Annotated in this window: 13 protein-coding genes and 1 riboswitch; of the genes, 7 read left to right on the forward strand and 6 right to left on the reverse strand. The window is 61.5% G+C overall.

The window, feature by feature from the left end; genetic code table 11:
* Positions 1-21: 21 nt before the first annotated feature.
* Together CRO23_RS03015 and CRO23_RS03020 are read right to left on the reverse strand one after the other, a co-directional pair.
* On the reverse strand, positions 22-1,266 hold the full coding sequence (locus CRO23_RS03015) for a multifunctional CCA addition/repair protein (RefSeq protein ID WP_016930154.1): 1,245 nt from the start codon (positions 1,264-1,266) through the stop codon (positions 22-24).
* A gap of 122 nt (positions 1,267-1,388) precedes the next feature.
* On the reverse strand, positions 1,389-2,009 hold the full coding sequence (locus tag CRO23_RS03020; protein WP_016930153.1) for a TIGR04211 family SH3 domain-containing protein: 621 nt from the start codon (positions 2,007-2,009) through the stop codon (positions 1,389-1,391).
* A 278-nt stretch (positions 2,010-2,287) separates the two neighbouring features.
* Here CRO23_RS03020 and CRO23_RS03025 point away from each other — a divergent pair, with 278 nt between their 5' ends.
* The 3 genes from CRO23_RS03025 (at position 2,288) to hldE (ending at position 7,986) form a co-directional block, all read left to right on the forward strand.
* Positions 2,288-3,595: a CYTH domain-containing protein gene (locus CRO23_RS03025; RefSeq protein WP_033639359.1), complete on the forward strand. Its 1,308-nt coding sequence runs from the start codon at positions 2,288-2,290 to the stop codon at positions 3,593-3,595.
* A 45-nt stretch (positions 3,596-3,640) separates the two neighbouring features.
* Positions 3,641-6,478 (forward strand): bifunctional [glutamate--ammonia ligase]-adenylyl-L-tyrosine phosphorylase/[glutamate--ammonia-ligase] adenylyltransferase, encoded by a 2,838-nt coding sequence (gene glnE / locus CRO23_RS03030; protein WP_079451630.1) that lies wholly within the window; start codon positions 3,641-3,643, stop codon positions 6,476-6,478.
* 77 nt (positions 6,479-6,555) lie between these two features.
* Positions 6,556-7,986 carry a bifunctional D-glycero-beta-D-manno-heptose-7-phosphate kinase/D-glycero-beta-D-manno-heptose 1-phosphate adenylyltransferase HldE gene (gene hldE / locus CRO23_RS03035; protein WP_004937214.1) on the forward strand — a complete coding sequence of 477 codons (1,431 nt, stop codon included), beginning with the start codon at positions 6,556-6,558 and terminating at the stop codon, positions 7,984-7,986.
* 51 nt (positions 7,987-8,037) lie between these two features.
* Here hldE and ubiK read toward each other — a convergent pair whose 3' ends face one another.
* Positions 8,038-8,313, reverse strand: a complete 276-nt coding sequence (gene ubiK, locus CRO23_RS03040; protein WP_004937216.1) for a ubiquinone biosynthesis accessory factor UbiK — start codon at positions 8,311-8,313, stop codon at positions 8,038-8,040.
* 145 nt (positions 8,314-8,458) lie between these two features.
* Positions 8,459-8,619, forward strand: a riboswitch (FMN riboswitch).
* Between the two features lie 109 nt (positions 8,620-8,728).
* Here ubiK and ribB point away from each other — a divergent pair.
* Entirely contained in the window at positions 8,729-9,382 is a 654-nt protein-coding gene (ribB, locus tag CRO23_RS03045; protein ID WP_004937218.1) for a 3,4-dihydroxy-2-butanone-4-phosphate synthase, read from the forward strand.
* A 54-nt stretch (positions 9,383-9,436) separates the two neighbouring features.
* On the opposite strand, the gene CRO23_RS03050 is transcribed toward ribB, so the two are convergent.
* Complete coding sequence (locus tag CRO23_RS03050) at positions 9,437-10,969, reverse strand: alkaline phosphatase (protein ID WP_016930150.1); 1,533 nt, start codon at positions 10,967-10,969, stop codon at positions 9,437-9,439.
* Positions 10,970-11,291: 322 nt separating this feature from the next.
* Here CRO23_RS03050 and ygiD point away from each other — a divergent pair, with 322 nt between their 5' ends.
* Positions 11,292-12,074 carry a 4,5-DOPA dioxygenase extradiol gene (gene ygiD / locus CRO23_RS03055; protein ID WP_097101371.1) on the forward strand — a complete coding sequence of 261 codons (783 nt, stop codon included), beginning with the start codon at positions 11,292-11,294 and terminating at the stop codon, positions 12,072-12,074.
* Between the two features lie 48 nt (positions 12,075-12,122).
* Here ygiD and CRO23_RS03060 read toward each other — a convergent pair whose 3' ends face one another.
* Both CRO23_RS03060 and CRO23_RS03065 read right to left on the reverse strand, forming a co-directional pair.
* Complete coding sequence (locus CRO23_RS03060) at positions 12,123-13,283, reverse strand: glutathionylspermidine synthase family protein (protein WP_016930148.1); 1,161 nt, start codon at positions 13,281-13,283, stop codon at positions 12,123-12,125.
* Between the two features lie 3 nt (positions 13,284-13,286).
* Complete coding sequence (locus CRO23_RS03065) at positions 13,287-13,949, reverse strand: DUF1190 family protein (RefSeq protein WP_004937226.1); 663 nt, start codon at positions 13,947-13,949, stop codon at positions 13,287-13,289.
* Positions 13,950-14,301: 352 nt separating this feature from the next.
* Between CRO23_RS03065 and CRO23_RS03070 the strand changes: the two genes are divergently transcribed.
* Positions 14,302-15,402: a glycerol dehydrogenase gene (locus CRO23_RS03070; RefSeq protein WP_016930147.1), complete on the forward strand. Its 1,101-nt coding sequence runs from the start codon at positions 14,302-14,304 to the stop codon at positions 15,400-15,402.
* Positions 15,403-15,453: 51 nt separating this feature from the next.
* Positions 15,454-16,524: a dihydroxyacetone kinase subunit DhaK gene (gene dhaK, locus CRO23_RS03075; RefSeq protein ID WP_016930146.1), complete on the forward strand. Its 1,071-nt coding sequence runs from the start codon at positions 15,454-15,456 to the stop codon at positions 16,522-16,524.

A 16,524-nucleotide genomic window follows, 5' to 3' on the forward strand; every position in this document is an offset into this window, starting at 1 on the left:
ACCCCGCTCTGCGGGGTTTTTTTATGCCTGATCGTTGAGGATGGTTTGGTTGAGCTTCCAGTCGGCCAGCGCCTGCTGGCGACGGCGTTTGAGCTCATCGCGGATCGCGGTGCCCTGCAGCCCGCTGGCTACCACCTCTTTAATCGATACCGCGTTCGCCACCTGATACGCCTGGCGCAGATAGTCGCCCTGCGGATAAGGATTCTCCTCAAAGCCGGTGCGGCCGCGCGCGTCCGCTTCGCTGGTCAGGATCATCTGCTCCAGCCTTTGGGGCTTGCGCCAGACGTCGATGGCGTCGAACAGCTTCAGCAGGGTCTCCGGCCGCAGCTTGTTCACGGTGTGGATCAAATCATGGTACTCGGCCACCAGCTTGCTCAGATCGCGCACCGGGTTGGGCACCCGCAGCCGCTGGCACAGCGCCTCGACCAGCCGTACGCCCGCCGGGCCGTGGCCGTGGTGATGCGGCCAGAACGCTTTCGGCGTCAACCCTTTGCCAAGATCGTGGCACAGCGTGGCGAAGCGCACGTCCACCTCCGGCGTGAGGCGGGCGGCCATCGCCAGCGCCATCAGCGTGTGTACGCCGGTGTCGATCTCCGGGTGCCACTTGGCGGGGGCCGGCACGCCGAACAGCGCGTCGATTTCCGGGAACAGCACCGCCAGCGCATCGCAGTCGCGCAGCACCTGAAAATAGACCTGCGGGCTCTGGCTTTGCAGCGCTTTTTCAGTTTCTTTCCAGACGCGTTCGGCGGTCAGCGCGGCCAGTTCACCGCTGTGCGCCATCCGGCGCATCAGGGCCAGCGTTTCGTCGGCGATGCGAAAACCCAGATGAGCGAAGCGAGCATTGAATCGCGCCACGCGCAGCACGCGCAGCGGATCTTCGCCGAACGCGTCGGAAACGTGGCGCAGCACGCGCGCCTGCAGATCGGCCACGCCGCCGTAAGGGTCAATCAGTTCCCCTTCGGCGGAACGGGCGATGGCGTTGATGGTCAGATCGCGCCGCAGCAGATCCTCTTCCAGCGTCACGTCCGGCGCGGCATAGCAGGTAAAACCGGTGTACCCCTGGCCGGATTTGCGCTCGGTGCGCGCCAGCGCATACTCCTCGTGGGTATCGGGATTGAGGAACACCGGAAAATCTTTGCCGACCTGCTGGTAGCCCAACGCCAGCAACTCCGCCGGCGTGGCGCCCACCACCACCCAATCATGATCGACCACCGGAATGTTGAGCAGGCTGTCGCGAACGGCGCCGCCGACCAGATAAATCTGCACTGTTGACTCCTGAATATCGTGTAAGGCCCTGTCTATCAGATTACATGAATTGGCCGCGGGATGTCGGCGCCAATGAAAAAGGCGCCCGCAGGCGCCCATACTCAAACTGAACGATACTGAAATCAGTTCATCCAGCGATTGTTGTTCTTGCGACGCGGGATCAGGTGCGGCAACAGCAGGCCCAACAGCAAACCGACGCCGGCAACGCCGCCGCCGTACATGAACCACTGCAGGATAATGGTGCGCTGCTTGTCGTCGAGCTGCAGGTTAACGGCGTTGACCTTCTTCTGCGCGACCACCAGCTGGTTTTTCAGATCCTGGTTTTCCTTCTGCAGGCTGCTGATGGTGCTGTCGCTGCCAGCGACTTTTTCCTGCATTTCCGAGGTACGCTGGTTCCAGGTGTTATCGATGTTGGCCAGTTTGTCGGTCAGGGTTTTCACCTGCTGTTCCAGCTCCGGCACGCGGGTGCGCAGGCTTGGCGTCTGGCTGAGCTGATCGAGCGGGATCCAGGTGGTGCGGCCTTTCGGATCGCGGATCTGGCCGTAATTGGTGCTGTCGTTGACGCTCAGCAGGGTCACTTCTTCACCGGCGTTCAGAGTGCCGACAATACGGTACTGATTACCTGGGCCGCTATGGACGTAAGTGCTTAACTCATCGGAGATATAGCGTTTATCTTCGGCATGTGCGGCCCAAGTGATGCTGAAGCTCAGCGCGGCAAGGAAAATCAGGCGTAATTTCTGCATTAGTTCATCGTTTCTGGGTGAATTTATGGAACGATAGTAGAGGGTTCAGTCTGACGACGCAACGCCAAAACCGGAATGAGAACTATCTTACTGTGGCTGATTCTGTGAGTTGCGCAGCGTTTTATAACGTAACAGGTTTTTTCTACAGTTAGCAGGGTTAAGGCGCCGGGAATCGCGGTAAGATAATGACAACTGTGCGTCAGTGGGCAGCATACGGCGGGCCGAGCGCGCCGCGCTGAAACCGACGCGAATGCGTAACTTATTGGTGTTAAAGAATTATGACCGTTGAAATTGAACTGAAATTCATCGCCGCGCCGCAAGCGGTGGCCGCTCTGCCACACTGGCTCGCCGCCTGGCCGCATCAGCATTCCGCGCCGCAAAAGCTGACCAACATTTACTTCGAAACGGCCGACAACTTCCTGCGCCGTCACGACATGGGGCTGCGCATTCGCGGTTTCGACGATCGCTTTGAGATGACCATCAAAACCGCCGGTAAAGTGGTGGGCGGCCTGCACCAGCGCCCGGAATACAATGTCGCTATCGCCGAGCCGCAGCTGGCGTTGGCGCAGTTCCCTGCCGACATCTGGCCTCAGGATTGCGATATCGCGGCGCTGCAGCAGGCGTTGCAACCGCTGTTCCGTACTGATTTCGTGCGTGAGAAGTGGGTGGTTACTTACGGCCAAAGCGAGATAGAGATTGGCTTGGATCAGGGTGAGGTGCGCGCCGGTGATCTCAGCGAAGCCCTGAGTGAGATAGAACTGGAGTTGCTGAAAGGCAATACCGCCGATCTGCTGGCGTTGGCCGGTGAGCTGGCGGCGCACGACGGGCTGCGTCAGGGCAGCCTGAGCAAGGCAGCGCGCGGTTACCACCTGGCGCAGGGCAATCCGCCGCGTGAGGTGCGTCCGCTGCGGGTGCTGAAGCCGGCGGCGAAGGCGACCGTAGAGCAGGGGATGATCGCCGCCTTCGAGCTGGCGCTCAGCCACTGGCAGTACCATGAAGAGCTGTGGCTGCGCGGCGACGCGCAGGCGCGCGCTTCGGTGATTGAGGCGGTCGGAACGATCCGCCAGGCGCTGGTGATCTTCGGCGGCCTGGTGCCGCGCAAGGCCAGCGCCGATCTGCGCGCCCGCCTGACCGAGCTCGAACCGCTGTTGGCGGACAAAACCGCGCAACCAGAGACCCTGTGCTACAGCGCGGTCTACCTGCAATGTAAGTTGGCGCTCACATCATGGCTGGTGAGCGGCGCCTGGCGACCGTTTATCGACGCCAAAGCGCAGGCCAAGCTGGATGGTTCTTTCAAACGCTTCAGCGACATCATGCTGGGGCGCAGCGGCGCGGAGCTGAAAGAGGCCTTCAGCCGTACGCTGAACGAAGATGAATATCAGGAACAATTGCCGCGCCTGACGCGTCAGATTTCGGCGCTGGTCCTGCTGTCGGGCGCTTATCCCGACGAGCAGACCGGGCCTTATATCGAGGCTTGGCGCGAGCTGCAGGCGGCGCTGAGCGAGCGCCGCCAGGGCTGGTATGAAGCCAGCCGCAAACAGGCCTTATCGCATGCGCCATTCTGGTTAAACGGCGCGCTTCGTTAATCCAGCCGGCCCGCCAGCCGTGGGCCGCAGAACGGGTCATACACTATGTCGCCACTTTCAGCCGCGTTACAGGCTCAGGCACAGCAGATTGTGCAGCGTTTTCAGGAAGTTCACGGCGCGGACTGCGCCTTTAGCGAGCAGGAACAGTGGGTGCTGGCGTCGAGCGATTTCGTCAGCGACGCGCTGCTCGCTCAGCCTGCCTGGCTGGCGACGCTGCGCGAACAGCCGCCGGCGCCCGGCGAGTGGCAGCACTATGCCGCCTGGCTGCAGGACGAGCTGGAAGAGGTGCGCGACGAGGCGCAGCTGATGCGCACGCTGCGTCTGTTTCGCCGTGAAACGCTGGTACGCATCGCCTGGGCGCAGGCTCAGGGGCTGTGTTCGACCGAAGAAACGCTGCTGCAGCTGAGCGGACTGGCGGAAACGCTGATCGTCAGCGCGCGCGACTGGCTGTACCAAACCTGCTGCCGCGAATGGGGCACGCCGTGCAACGCCGCAGGCGAGCCGCAGCCGCTGTTGATCCTCGGCATGGGCAAGTTGGGCGGCGGCGAGTTGAATTTCTCGTCGGATATCGATCTGATCTTCGCCTACCCGGAGAACGGCCAGACCCAGGGCGGACGGCGCGAGCTGGATAATGCCCAGTTCTTCACCCGCCTCGGCCAGCGGTTGATCAAGGCGCTGGATCAGCAAACCATCGACGGCTTCGTCTATCGCGTGGACATGCGGCTGCGGCCGTTCGGCGACAGCGGCCCGTTGGTGATGAGCTTCGCGGCGCTGGAAGATTATTATCAGGAGCAGGGGCGCGATTGGGAGCGCTATGCGATGGTGAAGGCGCGCCTGATGGGCGGGGCGGAAGACGCCTATAGCCAGGAGCTGCGCAAAACCCTGCGGCCGTTCGTGTTCCGCCGCTACATCGATTTCAGCGTCATCCAATCTTTGCGCAACATGAAGGGCATGATCGCCCGTGAAGTGCGGCGGCGCGGTCTGAAGGACAACATCAAGCTGGGCGCCGGCGGCATTCGAGAAATCGAATTCATCACTCAGGTATTCCAGCTGATCCGCGGCGGCCGTGAACCGGCGCTGCAGGGGCGTTCGCTGCTGCCGACGCTGCAGGCGGTGGGTGAGCTGGGGCTGTTGGAGGCCGAGCAGGTGCGGGCGCTGAGCGCCGCCTACCTGTTCCTGCGGCGGCTGGAGAACCTGTTGCAGGCGATCGGCGATCAGCAAACCCAGACGCTGCCGCAGGAGGCGCTCGATCAGGCGCGGTTGGCCTACGGCATGGGATTGGCGGATTGGCCGGCGCTGATGGCGGCGCTGGACGCGCACATGCAGGCGGTGCGCGCGGTGTTCGACGACCTGATCGGCGACGATAGCCCGGATGTCGGTGAAGATCCCGACTACCAGCACTACCACAGCCTGTGGCAGGACGCGCTGGAGGAGAACGAGCTGGCGCCGCTGACGCCGCACCTCGACGAAGAGGCGCGTCGACAGATGCTGCGCACCATCGCCGATTTCCGCCACGACGTCGACAAACGCACCATCGGCCCGCGCGGCCGCGACGTGCTCGATCAGCTGATGCCGCGCCTGCTGGCGGAGGTGTGCCCGCGTCAGGACGCGCCGACCGCGCTGGTGCGGCTGGCGCAGCTGCTGCTCAGCATCGTCACTCGCACCACCTACCTCGAGCTGCTGGTGGAGTACCACGCGGCGCTCAGTCATCTGATCCGCCTGTGCGCCGCGTCGCCGATGGTCGCCAACCAGCTGTCGCGTTACCCGCTGTTGCTGGACGAACTGCTGGATCCGGCCACGCTGTATCAGCCTGTGGCGCTGGACGCCTACCGCAGCGAGCTGCGGCAGTATCTGCTGCGGGTGCCGGAAGACGACGAAGAGCAAAAGCTGGAGGCGCTGCGTCAGTTCAAACAGGCGCAGCAGCTGCGCATCGCCGCTGCGGATATCGCCGGCGCGCTGCCGGTGATGAAAGTGAGCGATCACCTGACTTATCTGGCTGAGGCGATCATCGACGCGGTGGTGCAGCAGGCCTGGATCGACATGGTGGCGCGCTACGGCCAGCCCACCCATTTGCAGGAGCGTGAGGGGCGCGGCTTTGCGGTGATCGGCTACGGCAAACTGGGCGGTTGGGAGCTGGGTTACAGTTCCGACCTCGATCTGGTGTTCCTGCTGGATTGCCCGCCGGAGGTGATGACCGACGGCGATCGCTGCATCGACGGCCGCCAGTTCTACCTGCGGCTGGCGCAGCGGGTGATGCATCTGTTCAGCACCCGCACCTCTTCCGGCATTCTGTATGAGGTGGACGCGCGGCTGCGGCCTTCCGGCGCCGCGGGGATGCTGGTCAGCACCGTCGAGGCGTTCGCCGACTACCAGCAAAATGAAGCCTGGACCTGGGAACATCAGGCCCTGGTGCGCGCGCGTATCGTGCATGGCGACCCGGCGCTGCATCAGCAGTTCGACGCGATCCGGCGCGAGATCCTGTGCAAAACGCGCGATCCGGAGACCCTGAAGCGCGAAGTGCGCGAGATGCGCGAAAAGATGCGCAACCATCTCGGCAACAAGCAGCGCGATCTGTTTGATATCAAAGCTGATGAGGGCGGCATTACCGACATCGAATTTATCGCCCAATATCTGGTCTTACGCTATGCGCCGGGTGAACCGCGCCTGACGCGTTGGTCGGACAATGTGCGCATCTTCGAGCTGATGGCCAATTACGACATCATGCCGGAAGAGGAGGCGCGCGCGCTGACCCAGGCTTATGTCACCATGCGCGACGAGATCCACCACCTAGCGCTGCAGGAGCATTCCGGCAAGGTCGACAGCGAGCTGTTTGCCGCCGAGCGCGAGCAGGTGCGCGCCAGCTGGGCCAAATGGCTGGATTGATACCTTTTTGCGGGTATTCCGGCGGTCTGTGGTAATATCTGCGCCACTAAAATTTTGTTCTTTTTTGGAGTTATCGGATGAAAGTTACGCTGCCTGATTTTCGCCGCGCCGGTGTGCTGGTGGTCGGTGACGTCATGTTGGATCGCTATTGGTATGGGCCGACCAGCCGCATTTCACCGGAAGCCCCGGTGCCGGTGGTCAAGGTCGATACCATCGAAGAGCGTCCCGGCGGCGCGGCTAACGTGGCGATGAACATCGCTTCGCTGGGCGCCACTTCCCGCCTGGTGGGTCTGACCGGCATCGACGATGCGGCGCGGGCGCTGAGCGCCAAACTGAATGAAGTCAACGTGCGCTGCGACTTCGTCTCGGTGCCGACCCATCCGACCATCACCAAGCTGCGCGTGCTGTCGCGCAACCAGCAGCTGATCCGTCTCGACTTCGAAGAAGGCTTCTCCAACGTCGATCCGCAGCCGATGCTGGAGCGCATTCAGCAGGCGTTGCCGCAGATCGGCGCGCTGGTGCTGTCCGATTACGCCAAGGGGGCGCTCAGCCAGGTGCAGGGCATGATCCAGCTGGCGCGCGCCGCCAAGGTGCCGGTGCTGATCGATCCGAAAGGCTCCGATTTCGAGCGCTATCGCGGCGCAACGCTGCTGACGCCGAACCTGTCCGAGTTCGAAGCGGTGGTGGGCCACTGTAAGGATGAGGCGGAACTGGTGGAACGCGGCATGAAGCTGGTGGCGGATTTCGAGCTGTCGGCGCTGCTGGTTACCCGCTCCGAACACGGCATGACGCTGCTGCAGCCTGGCGTTGAGCCGCTGCACTTGCCGACTCAGGCGCAGGAAGTGTTTGATGTGACCGGCGCCGGCGACACCGTGATCGGCGTATTGGCCGCCTCGCTGGCCGCCGGCAACTCGCTGGAAGAGTCCTGCTTCCTTGCTAACGCCGCCGCCGGCGTGGTGGTGGGTAAGCTCGGTACGTCTACCGTGTCGCCCATCGAGCTGGAAAACGCGGTGCGCGGCCGCGCCGAAACCGGCTTTGGCGTGATGACCGAAGCGCAGTTGAAAAACGCCGTGGCGCAGGCGCGTCAGCGCGGCGAGAAAGTGGTGATGACCAACGGCATCTTCGACATTCTGCATGCCGGCCACGTCTCTTATCTGGCCAACGCCCGCAAGCTGGGCGATCGCCTGATCGTTGCGGTGAACAGCGATGCGTCGACCAAACGCCTGAAAGGGGAAAAACGCCCGGTCAACGCGCTGGAGAACCGCATGATCGTGCTGGGCGCGCTGGAAGCGGTGGATTGGGTGGTGCCGTTCGAAGAGGACACGCCGCAGCGCTTGATCGCCGACATCTTGCCGGATCTGCTGGTGAAAGGCGGCGATTACAAGCCGGAAGAGATTGCCGGCAGTGCGGAGGTGTGGGCCAACGGCGGCGATGTCAAAGTGCTGAACTTTGAAGACGGCCTGTCGACCACCAACATCATCAAAGCGATCAAAGACGGGCGCGGCTAACGCCGGGCGACGTAAAGTACAAGGGCGCGCGGTGCGCGCCCTTGGCGGGAATTATTCGTCTTCCTGCTTGGCGGCCGGCGCCGCGCTCAGCTTGCTTTCCAGCTCGGCCATGCGCTGCTCCAACAGCGCCAGCTTCTCGCGGGTGCGCAACAGCACCTGAGTCTGCACGTCGAACTCTTCGCGGTTAACCAAATCCAGACGGGTCAGCTGCGACTGCAGCACCTGACGGATTTTTTTCTCAACGTCTTCCCCGAATTCACGAACGCCTTTAGGCATGGACTCATGAACCTGGCGTGCGATTTGTTCGATTTTTTTCGGGTCAATCATGGCGTATCCCTTTCAGAGTTTAATAGCTGCCGCTTAGTGTAATGCGAGTTGCCCGTCGGATAAACCATTAAGCGCATTCGCCGTATGTGGCCGAATTGTGCTTTTGCCAATTGCCCTGCCTACCCATTAGCGTTATAGTCATCTTGCTTATTCTCAGGGCGGGGTGAAAGTCCCCACCGGCGGTAAATCACCTTCTACGGTGAAAGCCCGCGAGCGCTCAGCCAGCCTGTAAAGGCCGGTTAGAGGTCAGCAGATCCGGTGTAATTCCGGGGCCGACGGTTATAGTCCGGATGGGAGAGAGTAACGGTATCTGCCGGGCATGCGCCCGCTTGCGTTATTTTTTTAGCTATTGCTAGCTACTCCTCAAGATCGCCCTGGTTCTGGTAATCCATAATTTTTAATGAGGTTTTTTACCATGAATCAGACGCTACTTTCAGACTTCGGCACGCCAACAGAACGCGTTGAACGCGCGATCGACGCACTGCGCAACGGGCGCGGCGTAATGGTGCTCGATGATGAAAACCGTGAAAACGAAGGTGACATGATCTTCGCCGCGGAAACCATGACCGTTGAGCAGATGGCGCTGACCATTCGCCACGGCAGCGGTATCGTGTGCTTGTGCATCACCGAAGAACGCCGTCAGCAGCTTGAGCTGCCGATGATGGTGACCAATAACTCCAGCCAGTTCCAGACCGCCTTCACCGTGACCATCGAAGCGGCGCAGGGCGTGACCACCGGGGTTTCCGCTTCCGATCGCCTGACCACCATCCGTGCGGCGGTGGCAGACAGCGCCAAGCCGAGCGACCTGAACCGCCCGGGCCACGTGTTCCCGCTGCGCGCGCAGCCGGGCGGTGTGTTGAGCCGTCGCGGCCACACCGAAGCGACCATCGATCTGGTTTCCATGGCCGGTTTCAAACCAGCCGGCGTGCTGTGTGAACTGACCAACGACGATGGCAGCATGGCGCACGCGCCTGAAGTGATCACCTTTGCCAAACAGCACGACATGGTGGTGCTGACCATCGAAGATCTGGTGGCCTACCGCCAGGCGCACGAGAAAAAAGCCAGCTGATAGCCGGCCGCTTTCAACGATAAAAAAAGCCGCGTAAAGCGGCTTTTTTTGTGGCTACCGTTTTGACAGGCGTTCGCCGATGCGGCTGGCGTAATTCATCACGTGGAAGGTGTAGTTCTCCTCCACCGTGCCCTGGAACAGATGCGCCCAGGGGCCGATGGCGTAGATGCCGAGATCTTCCCCGCCGTGCGTCTCGCTGTTCAGCGGCACCAGCGCCGGCTGAATAAAGTCGGGCGCGGTGGTTTGCTCCATGGTCAATGCCGGGCGCTCGGTCAGCGGGATCGCGCCGCCGGGGCCATTGGCGAAACCGAGGGTGGTGTAGGGCTTGCCGTCGCTGCCCAGCCGAGGTTTGCCGTCGACGCCGACGGAAATGCCGAGGATAGGATTGCCGCGCTTGGCATAGCCGGCGATGGTCAGCGTGTGGCTGTGATCGCCGGTCACTATCACCAGCGTGTCGTCCAGATCGACCTTATCGACGATGGTTTTCACCGCTTCGTTCAGGGCGACCGCGTCGCTCAGCGTGCGGTAGGCGTTGCCGTTATGGCTGCCATGATCGACGCGCCCACCCTCCACCAACAGCAGATAACCCTCAGGATTCCTGGACAGAATATCGATGGCCTTGCCGGCCATTTCCGCCAGTGAGGGTTCTCCCGCCGCGTCTTGTCGCCGATCGTGCTCGAAGTTCATGTGCGACGGCTCGAACAGAGCCAGCAGATGGTCGACGTTGCCCGGTTCGATTTTGTTGAACTGCGCCTGATTCCAGACGTATTGTCCGCGCTCGCCGTAGCGTTGCAGCCAGGCCTGCGTCAGGTCGCGGCCGTCCTTTCTGGCACCTTTCTTGCCGGGGTATTCCGGATCGCTCACGCTGTCGGGCAGGAAGTTGGCGCGCCCGCCGCCCATCGCTACGTTCAGGCCGTTGCCGTACTTCATTTCCACCAACTGGCGCGCGATGTCGCGGCAGCCTGCGGCCAGGGCATTTGCCGGCATTTTGGCGTCAGACTCCCAGTCGCGATTGGCGATATGGGCATAGGTGGCGCCCGGCGTGGCGTGGGTAATGGTGGCGGTCGTCACGGCGCCGGTGGACATGCCGAGCGTTGCGGCCATCTCCCACAGCGTGGTGACGGCCTTGGTTTGCTGATCCTCGCAGTTGTTGAGGGTAGCCGTATGATCGAGACCCATCAGATCGTTGATGGTTTTGACGCCGGTGGTCATCGCCACCGCGCTGGGCGCAGAGTCGGTGATTTGGGCGTCGGCGGAGTAGGTTTTGGCCGCCGCCAGATAGGGGAAGGCCTCCCAGGCCAACACGTTGGATTCGCCGTCCACGCCGCGCTGCTGCCCTTCAAAAATGCGGGCGGCGGTCACGGTGGAAAACCCCATGCCGTCACCGACGACCAGAATGACGTTTTTGGCGCGGTTGGTGTTTGGGGTTTGTTTCAGTCGCTGTTGCAGCTGAGTTTGCGCCTGAAGGAAGTAAGGATCTTCGCGCTGCGTCAGTTGCGCGTTGTCCGCCGCGCCGGTGGTTGCCGTCCAGCCGGCGAGTAAGAACATGGAAAGCGCCAGGCGGGTTGCCAGTGTGAGTCTGAACATGAATTCCTCCTTGGTGAGACGTAATTCCTATCGCGCGACGGCGTTGCCTGCTCCCGTCGGCAGAGGAGGAGTGTATAGATTTTGTTAACAAAAAATACATAAATTGTTCACAAATTGGATCTGTGTGGCAGTAATGTCATGGTATTCACTGATCTTATTATTTTATTGAAAGATATGATTTTTTTATCTTTCTGTTGACCGGCGTATTTCTCTACTTTTAATTCAAATTTATTGAATATCTTCATCACGGTTATCCGGCTGTGTTGCTGCGGCAAAGCGCGTAATGTAGCGGCATAGCACAATTTGAACTAAGGATCCCTCTATGAACACCTCTCGTATGCCGGCACTGTTTCTTGGCCACGGTAGCCCGATGAACGTGCTGGAAGACAACCGTTACACCCGGGCATGGCGTGCGTTGGGTGATTCATTGCCGCGCCCGAAGGCGATCGTGGCGGTTTCCGCGCATTGGTATACCCGCGGCACTGCGGTCACCGCGATGGAAAAACCCAAAACCATTCACGACTTTGGCGGGTTCCCGCAGGCGCTGTTTGATACCCGTTATCCGGCGCCAGGCTCTCCCGCGCTGGCCGCGCAGCTGCAGCACATTCTGGCGCCAGTGCCGGTAACGGCGGATCTCGGCGAGTGGGGGTTGGATCACGGCACCTGGGGCGTATTGATCAAGATGTATCCCAATGCCGATATCCCAGTGGTGCAGCTCAGCGTCGACGGCACGCAGCCGGCGGCTTACCACTATGAGCTGGGCCGCAAACTCGCGGCGCTGCGGGATGAGGGCGTGATGATCGTCGCCAGCGGCAACGTGGTGCACAACCTGCGCATGGTGAAATGGCAGGGCGACACCAGCGCCTACCCATGGGCGGAATCGTTCAATAACTTTGTCCGGGATAACCTGCGTTATCGGGGCGATAATCACCCGCTGGTGGATTTCATGCGCCATGAGGGCGCGGCGTTGTCGAATCCGACGCCGGAACACTATCTGCCGTTGCTGTATGTGCTTGGCGGTTGGGATGGAAAAGAGACCATCAGCGTGCCGATCGACGGTATCGAAATGGGGGCGCTGAGCATGCTGTCGGTACAGGTGGGGTAAAGAAAGAACGCCAGTCAGAGACTGGCGTTTTTGCTTTCAGCGGGGCGATCAGCCGAGAATAGTGTGCGGATAGAAGCGCGACAGATCCTGCGTGATCAGTTCGCGATCTTCGCGCAGGCCGATGCCGCAGGGTTGATCGTTCACCAGCCAGCTGCCGATCAGCGTGTAGCTGTCTTCGAACTTCGGCAGCGGATGGAACTGCTGCACGATCATGCCTTCTTCACCGTACGGCCCATCGACGCGCGCCACTTCCTGACCGTTTTCGACGATCTGGATATTGGCGCCTTCCCGCGAGAACAGCGGTTTGGTGACGTAATGATCCATCGGCGGATGATCGTCTTGCGCGAAATAAGCCGGCAGCAGGTTAGGGTGGTTCGGGAACATTTCCCACAGCAGCGGCAGCAGCGCCTTGTTGGAGATGATGCTCTTCCAGGCCGGCTCCAGCCAACGCACGCCGGCGTCTTCCAGCTTGGTGGAGAACATCTCGCGCAGCATGAATTCCCACGGGTATAGCTTGAACAGGTTACCGATCACCTGATCCTGCAGATCGGTGAACTGGCCTTTCTCGCCAAGGCCAATCTCTTCCATGAACAGGAATTCGGTCGGCAGACCGGCTTCCTGCGCGCAGTCCTGCAGATATTGCACCGTGCCGCGATCTTCTTCGCTGTCCTGGCAGCACGCCAGGTGCAGCAGGCCGAAGCCGTGGTGCGCTTTCAGCTCGCCGAAACGCTCGATCAGCTTCTCCTGCAGGCTGTTGTACTGATCCGATTGCGGATCCAGCTTGCCGGCATTGATCTGGTCTTCCAGCCACAGCCACTGGAAGAAGGCCGCTTCATACAGCGAGGTCGGCGTATCGGCGTTGTTCTCCAGCAGCTTCGGCGGGTTGACGCCGTCGTAGGCCAGATCGAGACGCGAATACAGCGACGGCTGGTTGGTGCGCCAGGAACTGCGCACGAACTCCCAGGTGTGTTTCGGGATGCAGAACTTGGCCATCAGCTCGTCGCTGCCGACCACTTTTTCCACCACCTGCAGGCACATCTGATGCAGCTCGGCGGTGGCGCTTTCGATCTCTTCAATCTGCGCCAGCGTGAACTGGTAATAGGCGTCTTCACACCAGTACGGCTCGCCGTACATGGTGTGGAAACGAAAACCGAACTCGGTCGCTTTTTCACGCCAGTCCGGGCGCTCGGTAATAGCAATACGTTTCATGCATCAACCGCCCATGCTGCGAGAGCCGGAGTTGGAAGTGGCGCTGCTGCGCTGCATGCTGGTCTGCTTGGCCACGGTCTCGCCGAAACCACCGCGGGTCACGGTATTGGTGACCGCAGGCTTCGGCGCCATGGCGGTTTTCGGCACCGTCATGGTGCGGCCGCCGGCGGTGGCCGGGCCGTAGCTCTTGCCGCTGGCGTCGACAAACTTGCCGTTCGCCGGGCTGGCGGCGTTCTTGGAGGTGAACAGCGGCTGCTGCGCGAAGCCGGAACCGCCCATCAGGCGGCCCATCATATAGCCCGCCATCAGCGGCATCCAGAAGCTGCCGCTGCTTTGTGATTCCGCCGCCATGCCGGCCTGTGCCGGAGCCTGGGTACACTGCGCTTCGCCGAACTCGGCGACGCAGTCTTCGCGAGTGGCGTATTTCGGCGCGGTTTTCGCGGCTTCTTTCAGGGCATTGTTGTAGGCGGTGGTGCACTGCTCGCTCATCGAAGGATTGGCGCGCGAACAGTCATCGGCATTCTGATACAGGGAGACCGTTTCATCGCTCTTCTCGCAGCCGGCCAGCATAAAGACGGCGCTGATCGCCAAAGCCACAGGCGCGACACGGTAGCTGCGCCAGGATTTGCGGAACGTCTCTTGGTTGATGTTTTTTGTCCGTTTCATCGTTATCAATCCCATCATGCGGGCTGTTTTCGCCCTTTCCCAGTAGTGGCGCTAAGGATAGGGGAAACATGGTCAAAATTAAAGCTGAAACGCCCGCAGAATCGACTCTTTACGCAGTTATACGTTGGGGTGTGCGCCAGTTCGCTTTCGCGGCGAAAAAACGCGCGTTGGCGTTTCATCATGAAACGTTGTCGCTATGATGATGTTCCATAATGGAACAAAAATCGCGTGGCTCGCCAGGTGGGCGGCAGGCGCTCATAGTCGAAGCACAACAACAAGCCGGCGGCGAAGTCGGCGCGTCATCACCTGATATCTGAACGTACCATCGCCAACTCCCTACAAGGATCCGGTTATGTTGAGAATCATCCAGTCACCAGGCAAATACATTCAGGGCGCCAATGCGCTGGCCGCCGTCGGCGAATACGCCAAATCCCTCGCCGATCATTATTTCGTGATCGCCGACGACTTCGTGATGCAGCTGGCGGGCGACACCCTGATGGGTAGCCTGCGGCAGCACGGCGTGAAACATCATGCGGCCCGCTTCAACGGCGAGTGCTGCCGTAAAGAGATAGACCGGCTTGGCTGCGAGCTGCAGACCCATGGCTGCCGCGGGGTGATCGGCGTCGGCGGCGGCAAAACGCTCGACACCGCCAAGGCCGTCGCCCACTACCAACGGCTGCCGGTGGTGCTCATTCCCACCATCGCCTCCACCGATGCGCCGACCAGCGCGCTGTCGGTTATCTACACCGAACAGGGCGAATTCGCCGAATACCTGATCTACCCGCGCAACCCGGACATGGTGGTGATGGACAGCGCCATCATCGCCAACGCGCCGGTGCGCCTGCTGGTGGCCGGCATGGGCGACGCGCTCTCCACCTATTTCGAAGCGCAGGCCTGTTTCGACGCCCAGGCCACCAGCATGGCCGGCGGCAAATCGACACTGGCGGCGCTCAGTCTGGCGCGGCTGTGCTATGACACGCTGCTGGCCGAAGGGGTGAAGGCCAAGCTGGCGGTCGAGGCCGGCGTGGTGACGGAAGCGGTGGAACGCATCATTGAGGCCAATACGTATCTGAGCGGCATCGGCTTCGAGAGCAGCGGGCTGGCGGCGGCGCACGCCATTCACAACGGTTTCACCGTGCTGGAGGAGTGTCACCACCTGTATCACGGCGAGAAAGTGGCGTTCGGCACCCTGGCGCAACTGATGCTGCAGAACAGCCCGATGGCGCAGATTGAAACCGTGCTGGCGTTTTGTCATGACATCGGCCTGCCGATCACGTTGGCGCAGATGGGCGTCACCGGCGATGCGGCGGCGAAGATGATGGCGGTGGCCGAGGCCAGCTGCGCCGCGGGTGAAACCATTCACAACATGCCGTTCAAGGTCACCCCTGCGGGCGTGCAGGCGGCGATCCTGACGGCGGATAGGCTGGGCGCCGCCTGGTTGCAGCGTCATTGATACCGTTGGGGCGCGGTGCGCCGCGCCCCTGTTCTTACAGAGGAAACCATCGTGAAAAAACTGATTAATCAGGTCGAGTCGGTGTTGGAAGAGCAATTGCAGGGGCTGGCGGAGGCCCATCCCGAGCTGCTGGTGCACGCGGATCCGGTGTTCGTGACCCGCGCCGACGCGCCGGTGGCGGGCAAGGTGGCGATCTTGTCCGGTGGCGGCAGCGGCCATGAGCCGATGCACTGCGGCTTCGTCGGTGAAGGGATGCTCGACGGCGCCTGTCCGGGCGAGATTTTCACCTCGCCGACGCCGGATAAAATGTACGAGTGCGGTCAGGCGATCGACGGCGGCGCCGGGGTGCTGCTGCTGATCAAGAACTACACCGGCGACGTGCTCAACTTCGAAACCGCCACCGAGCTGCTGCACGACAGCGGCGTCGCGGTGGCGACGGTGCTGGTGGATGACGACGTGGCGGTCAAAGACAGCCTGTTTACCGCCGGGCGGCGCGGGGTGGCTAACACCGTGCTGATGGAGAAACTGCTGGGCGCCGCCGCGGCGCGCGGCGACGATCTGGACGGCGTGGTGACGCTGGGGCATCGCATCAACAACCACGGGCATTCAATCGGCATCGCGCTGGGCGCCTGTACCGTGCCGGCCGCCGGCAAGCCGTCGTTCACCCTGGCGGAGAACGAAATGGAGTTCGGCGTCGGCATTCACGGCGAGCCGGGCATTGCGCGCCGCCCGTTCACCACGCTCAACGCGGCGGTGGACGACATGTTCCATACGTTGATCGACCACGGCCACTATCAGCGCGCGATCCGCGTCTGGGATCGTCAGCAGGGCGAGTGGCGCGACGAGATGCAGACCAAGCAGCCGCTGACGCGCGGCGATCGGGTGATCGCGCTGGTCAACAATCTGGGCGCCACGCCATTGTCTGAGTTGTATGGCGTGTACCATCGGCTGGCGGAGCGCTGCGCCGAGGCGGGCATCATCATTGAACGCAACCTGGTGGGTTCTTATTGCACCTCGCTGGATATGCAGGGGGTGTCCATCACGTTGTTGAACGTGGACGACGAGCTGTTGTCCTTGTGGGATGCGCCGGTGAAAACGCCTGCGCTGCGTTGGGGTTGCTGA

Origin of the sequence: Serratia sp. JKS296, assembly GCF_900215445.1 — a bacterium.
Classification (GTDB): domain Bacteria; phylum Pseudomonadota; class Gammaproteobacteria; order Enterobacterales; family Enterobacteriaceae; genus Serratia; species Serratia marcescens.

Coding starts and splice junctions, on each gene's coding strand:
- CRO23_RS03065 (WP_004937226.1), bottom strand. CDS start 13,949: ATGAAACGGACAAAAAACATCAACCAAGAGACGTTCCGCAAATCCTGG.
- ygiD (WP_097101371.1), top strand. CDS start 11,292: ATGAACACCTCTCGTATGCCGGCACTGTTTCTTGGCCACGGTAGCCCG.
- CRO23_RS03020 (WP_016930153.1), bottom strand. CDS start 2,009: ATGCAGAAATTACGCCTGATTTTCCTTGCCGCGCTGAGCTTCAGCATC.
- hldE (WP_004937214.1), top strand. CDS start 6,556: ATGAAAGTTACGCTGCCTGATTTTCGCCGCGCCGGTGTGCTGGTGGTC.
- CRO23_RS03025 (WP_033639359.1), top strand. CDS start 2,288: ATGACCGTTGAAATTGAACTGAAATTCATCGCCGCGCCGCAAGCGGTG.
- CRO23_RS03060 (WP_016930148.1), bottom strand. CDS start 13,283: ATGAAACGTATTGCTATTACCGAGCGCCCGGACTGGCGTGAAAAAGCG.
- ribB (WP_004937218.1), top strand. CDS start 8,729: ATGAATCAGACGCTACTTTCAGACTTCGGCACGCCAACAGAACGCGTT.
- CRO23_RS03070 (WP_016930147.1), top strand. CDS start 14,302: ATGTTGAGAATCATCCAGTCACCAGGCAAATACATTCAGGGCGCCAAT.
- ubiK (WP_004937216.1), bottom strand. CDS start 8,313: ATGATTGACCCGAAAAAAATCGAACAAATCGCACGCCAGGTTCATGAG.
- glnE (WP_079451630.1), top strand. CDS start 3,641: ATGTCGCCACTTTCAGCCGCGTTACAGGCTCAGGCACAGCAGATTGTG.
- CRO23_RS03050 (WP_016930150.1), bottom strand. CDS start 10,969: ATGTTCAGACTCACACTGGCAACCCGCCTGGCGCTTTCCATGTTCTTA.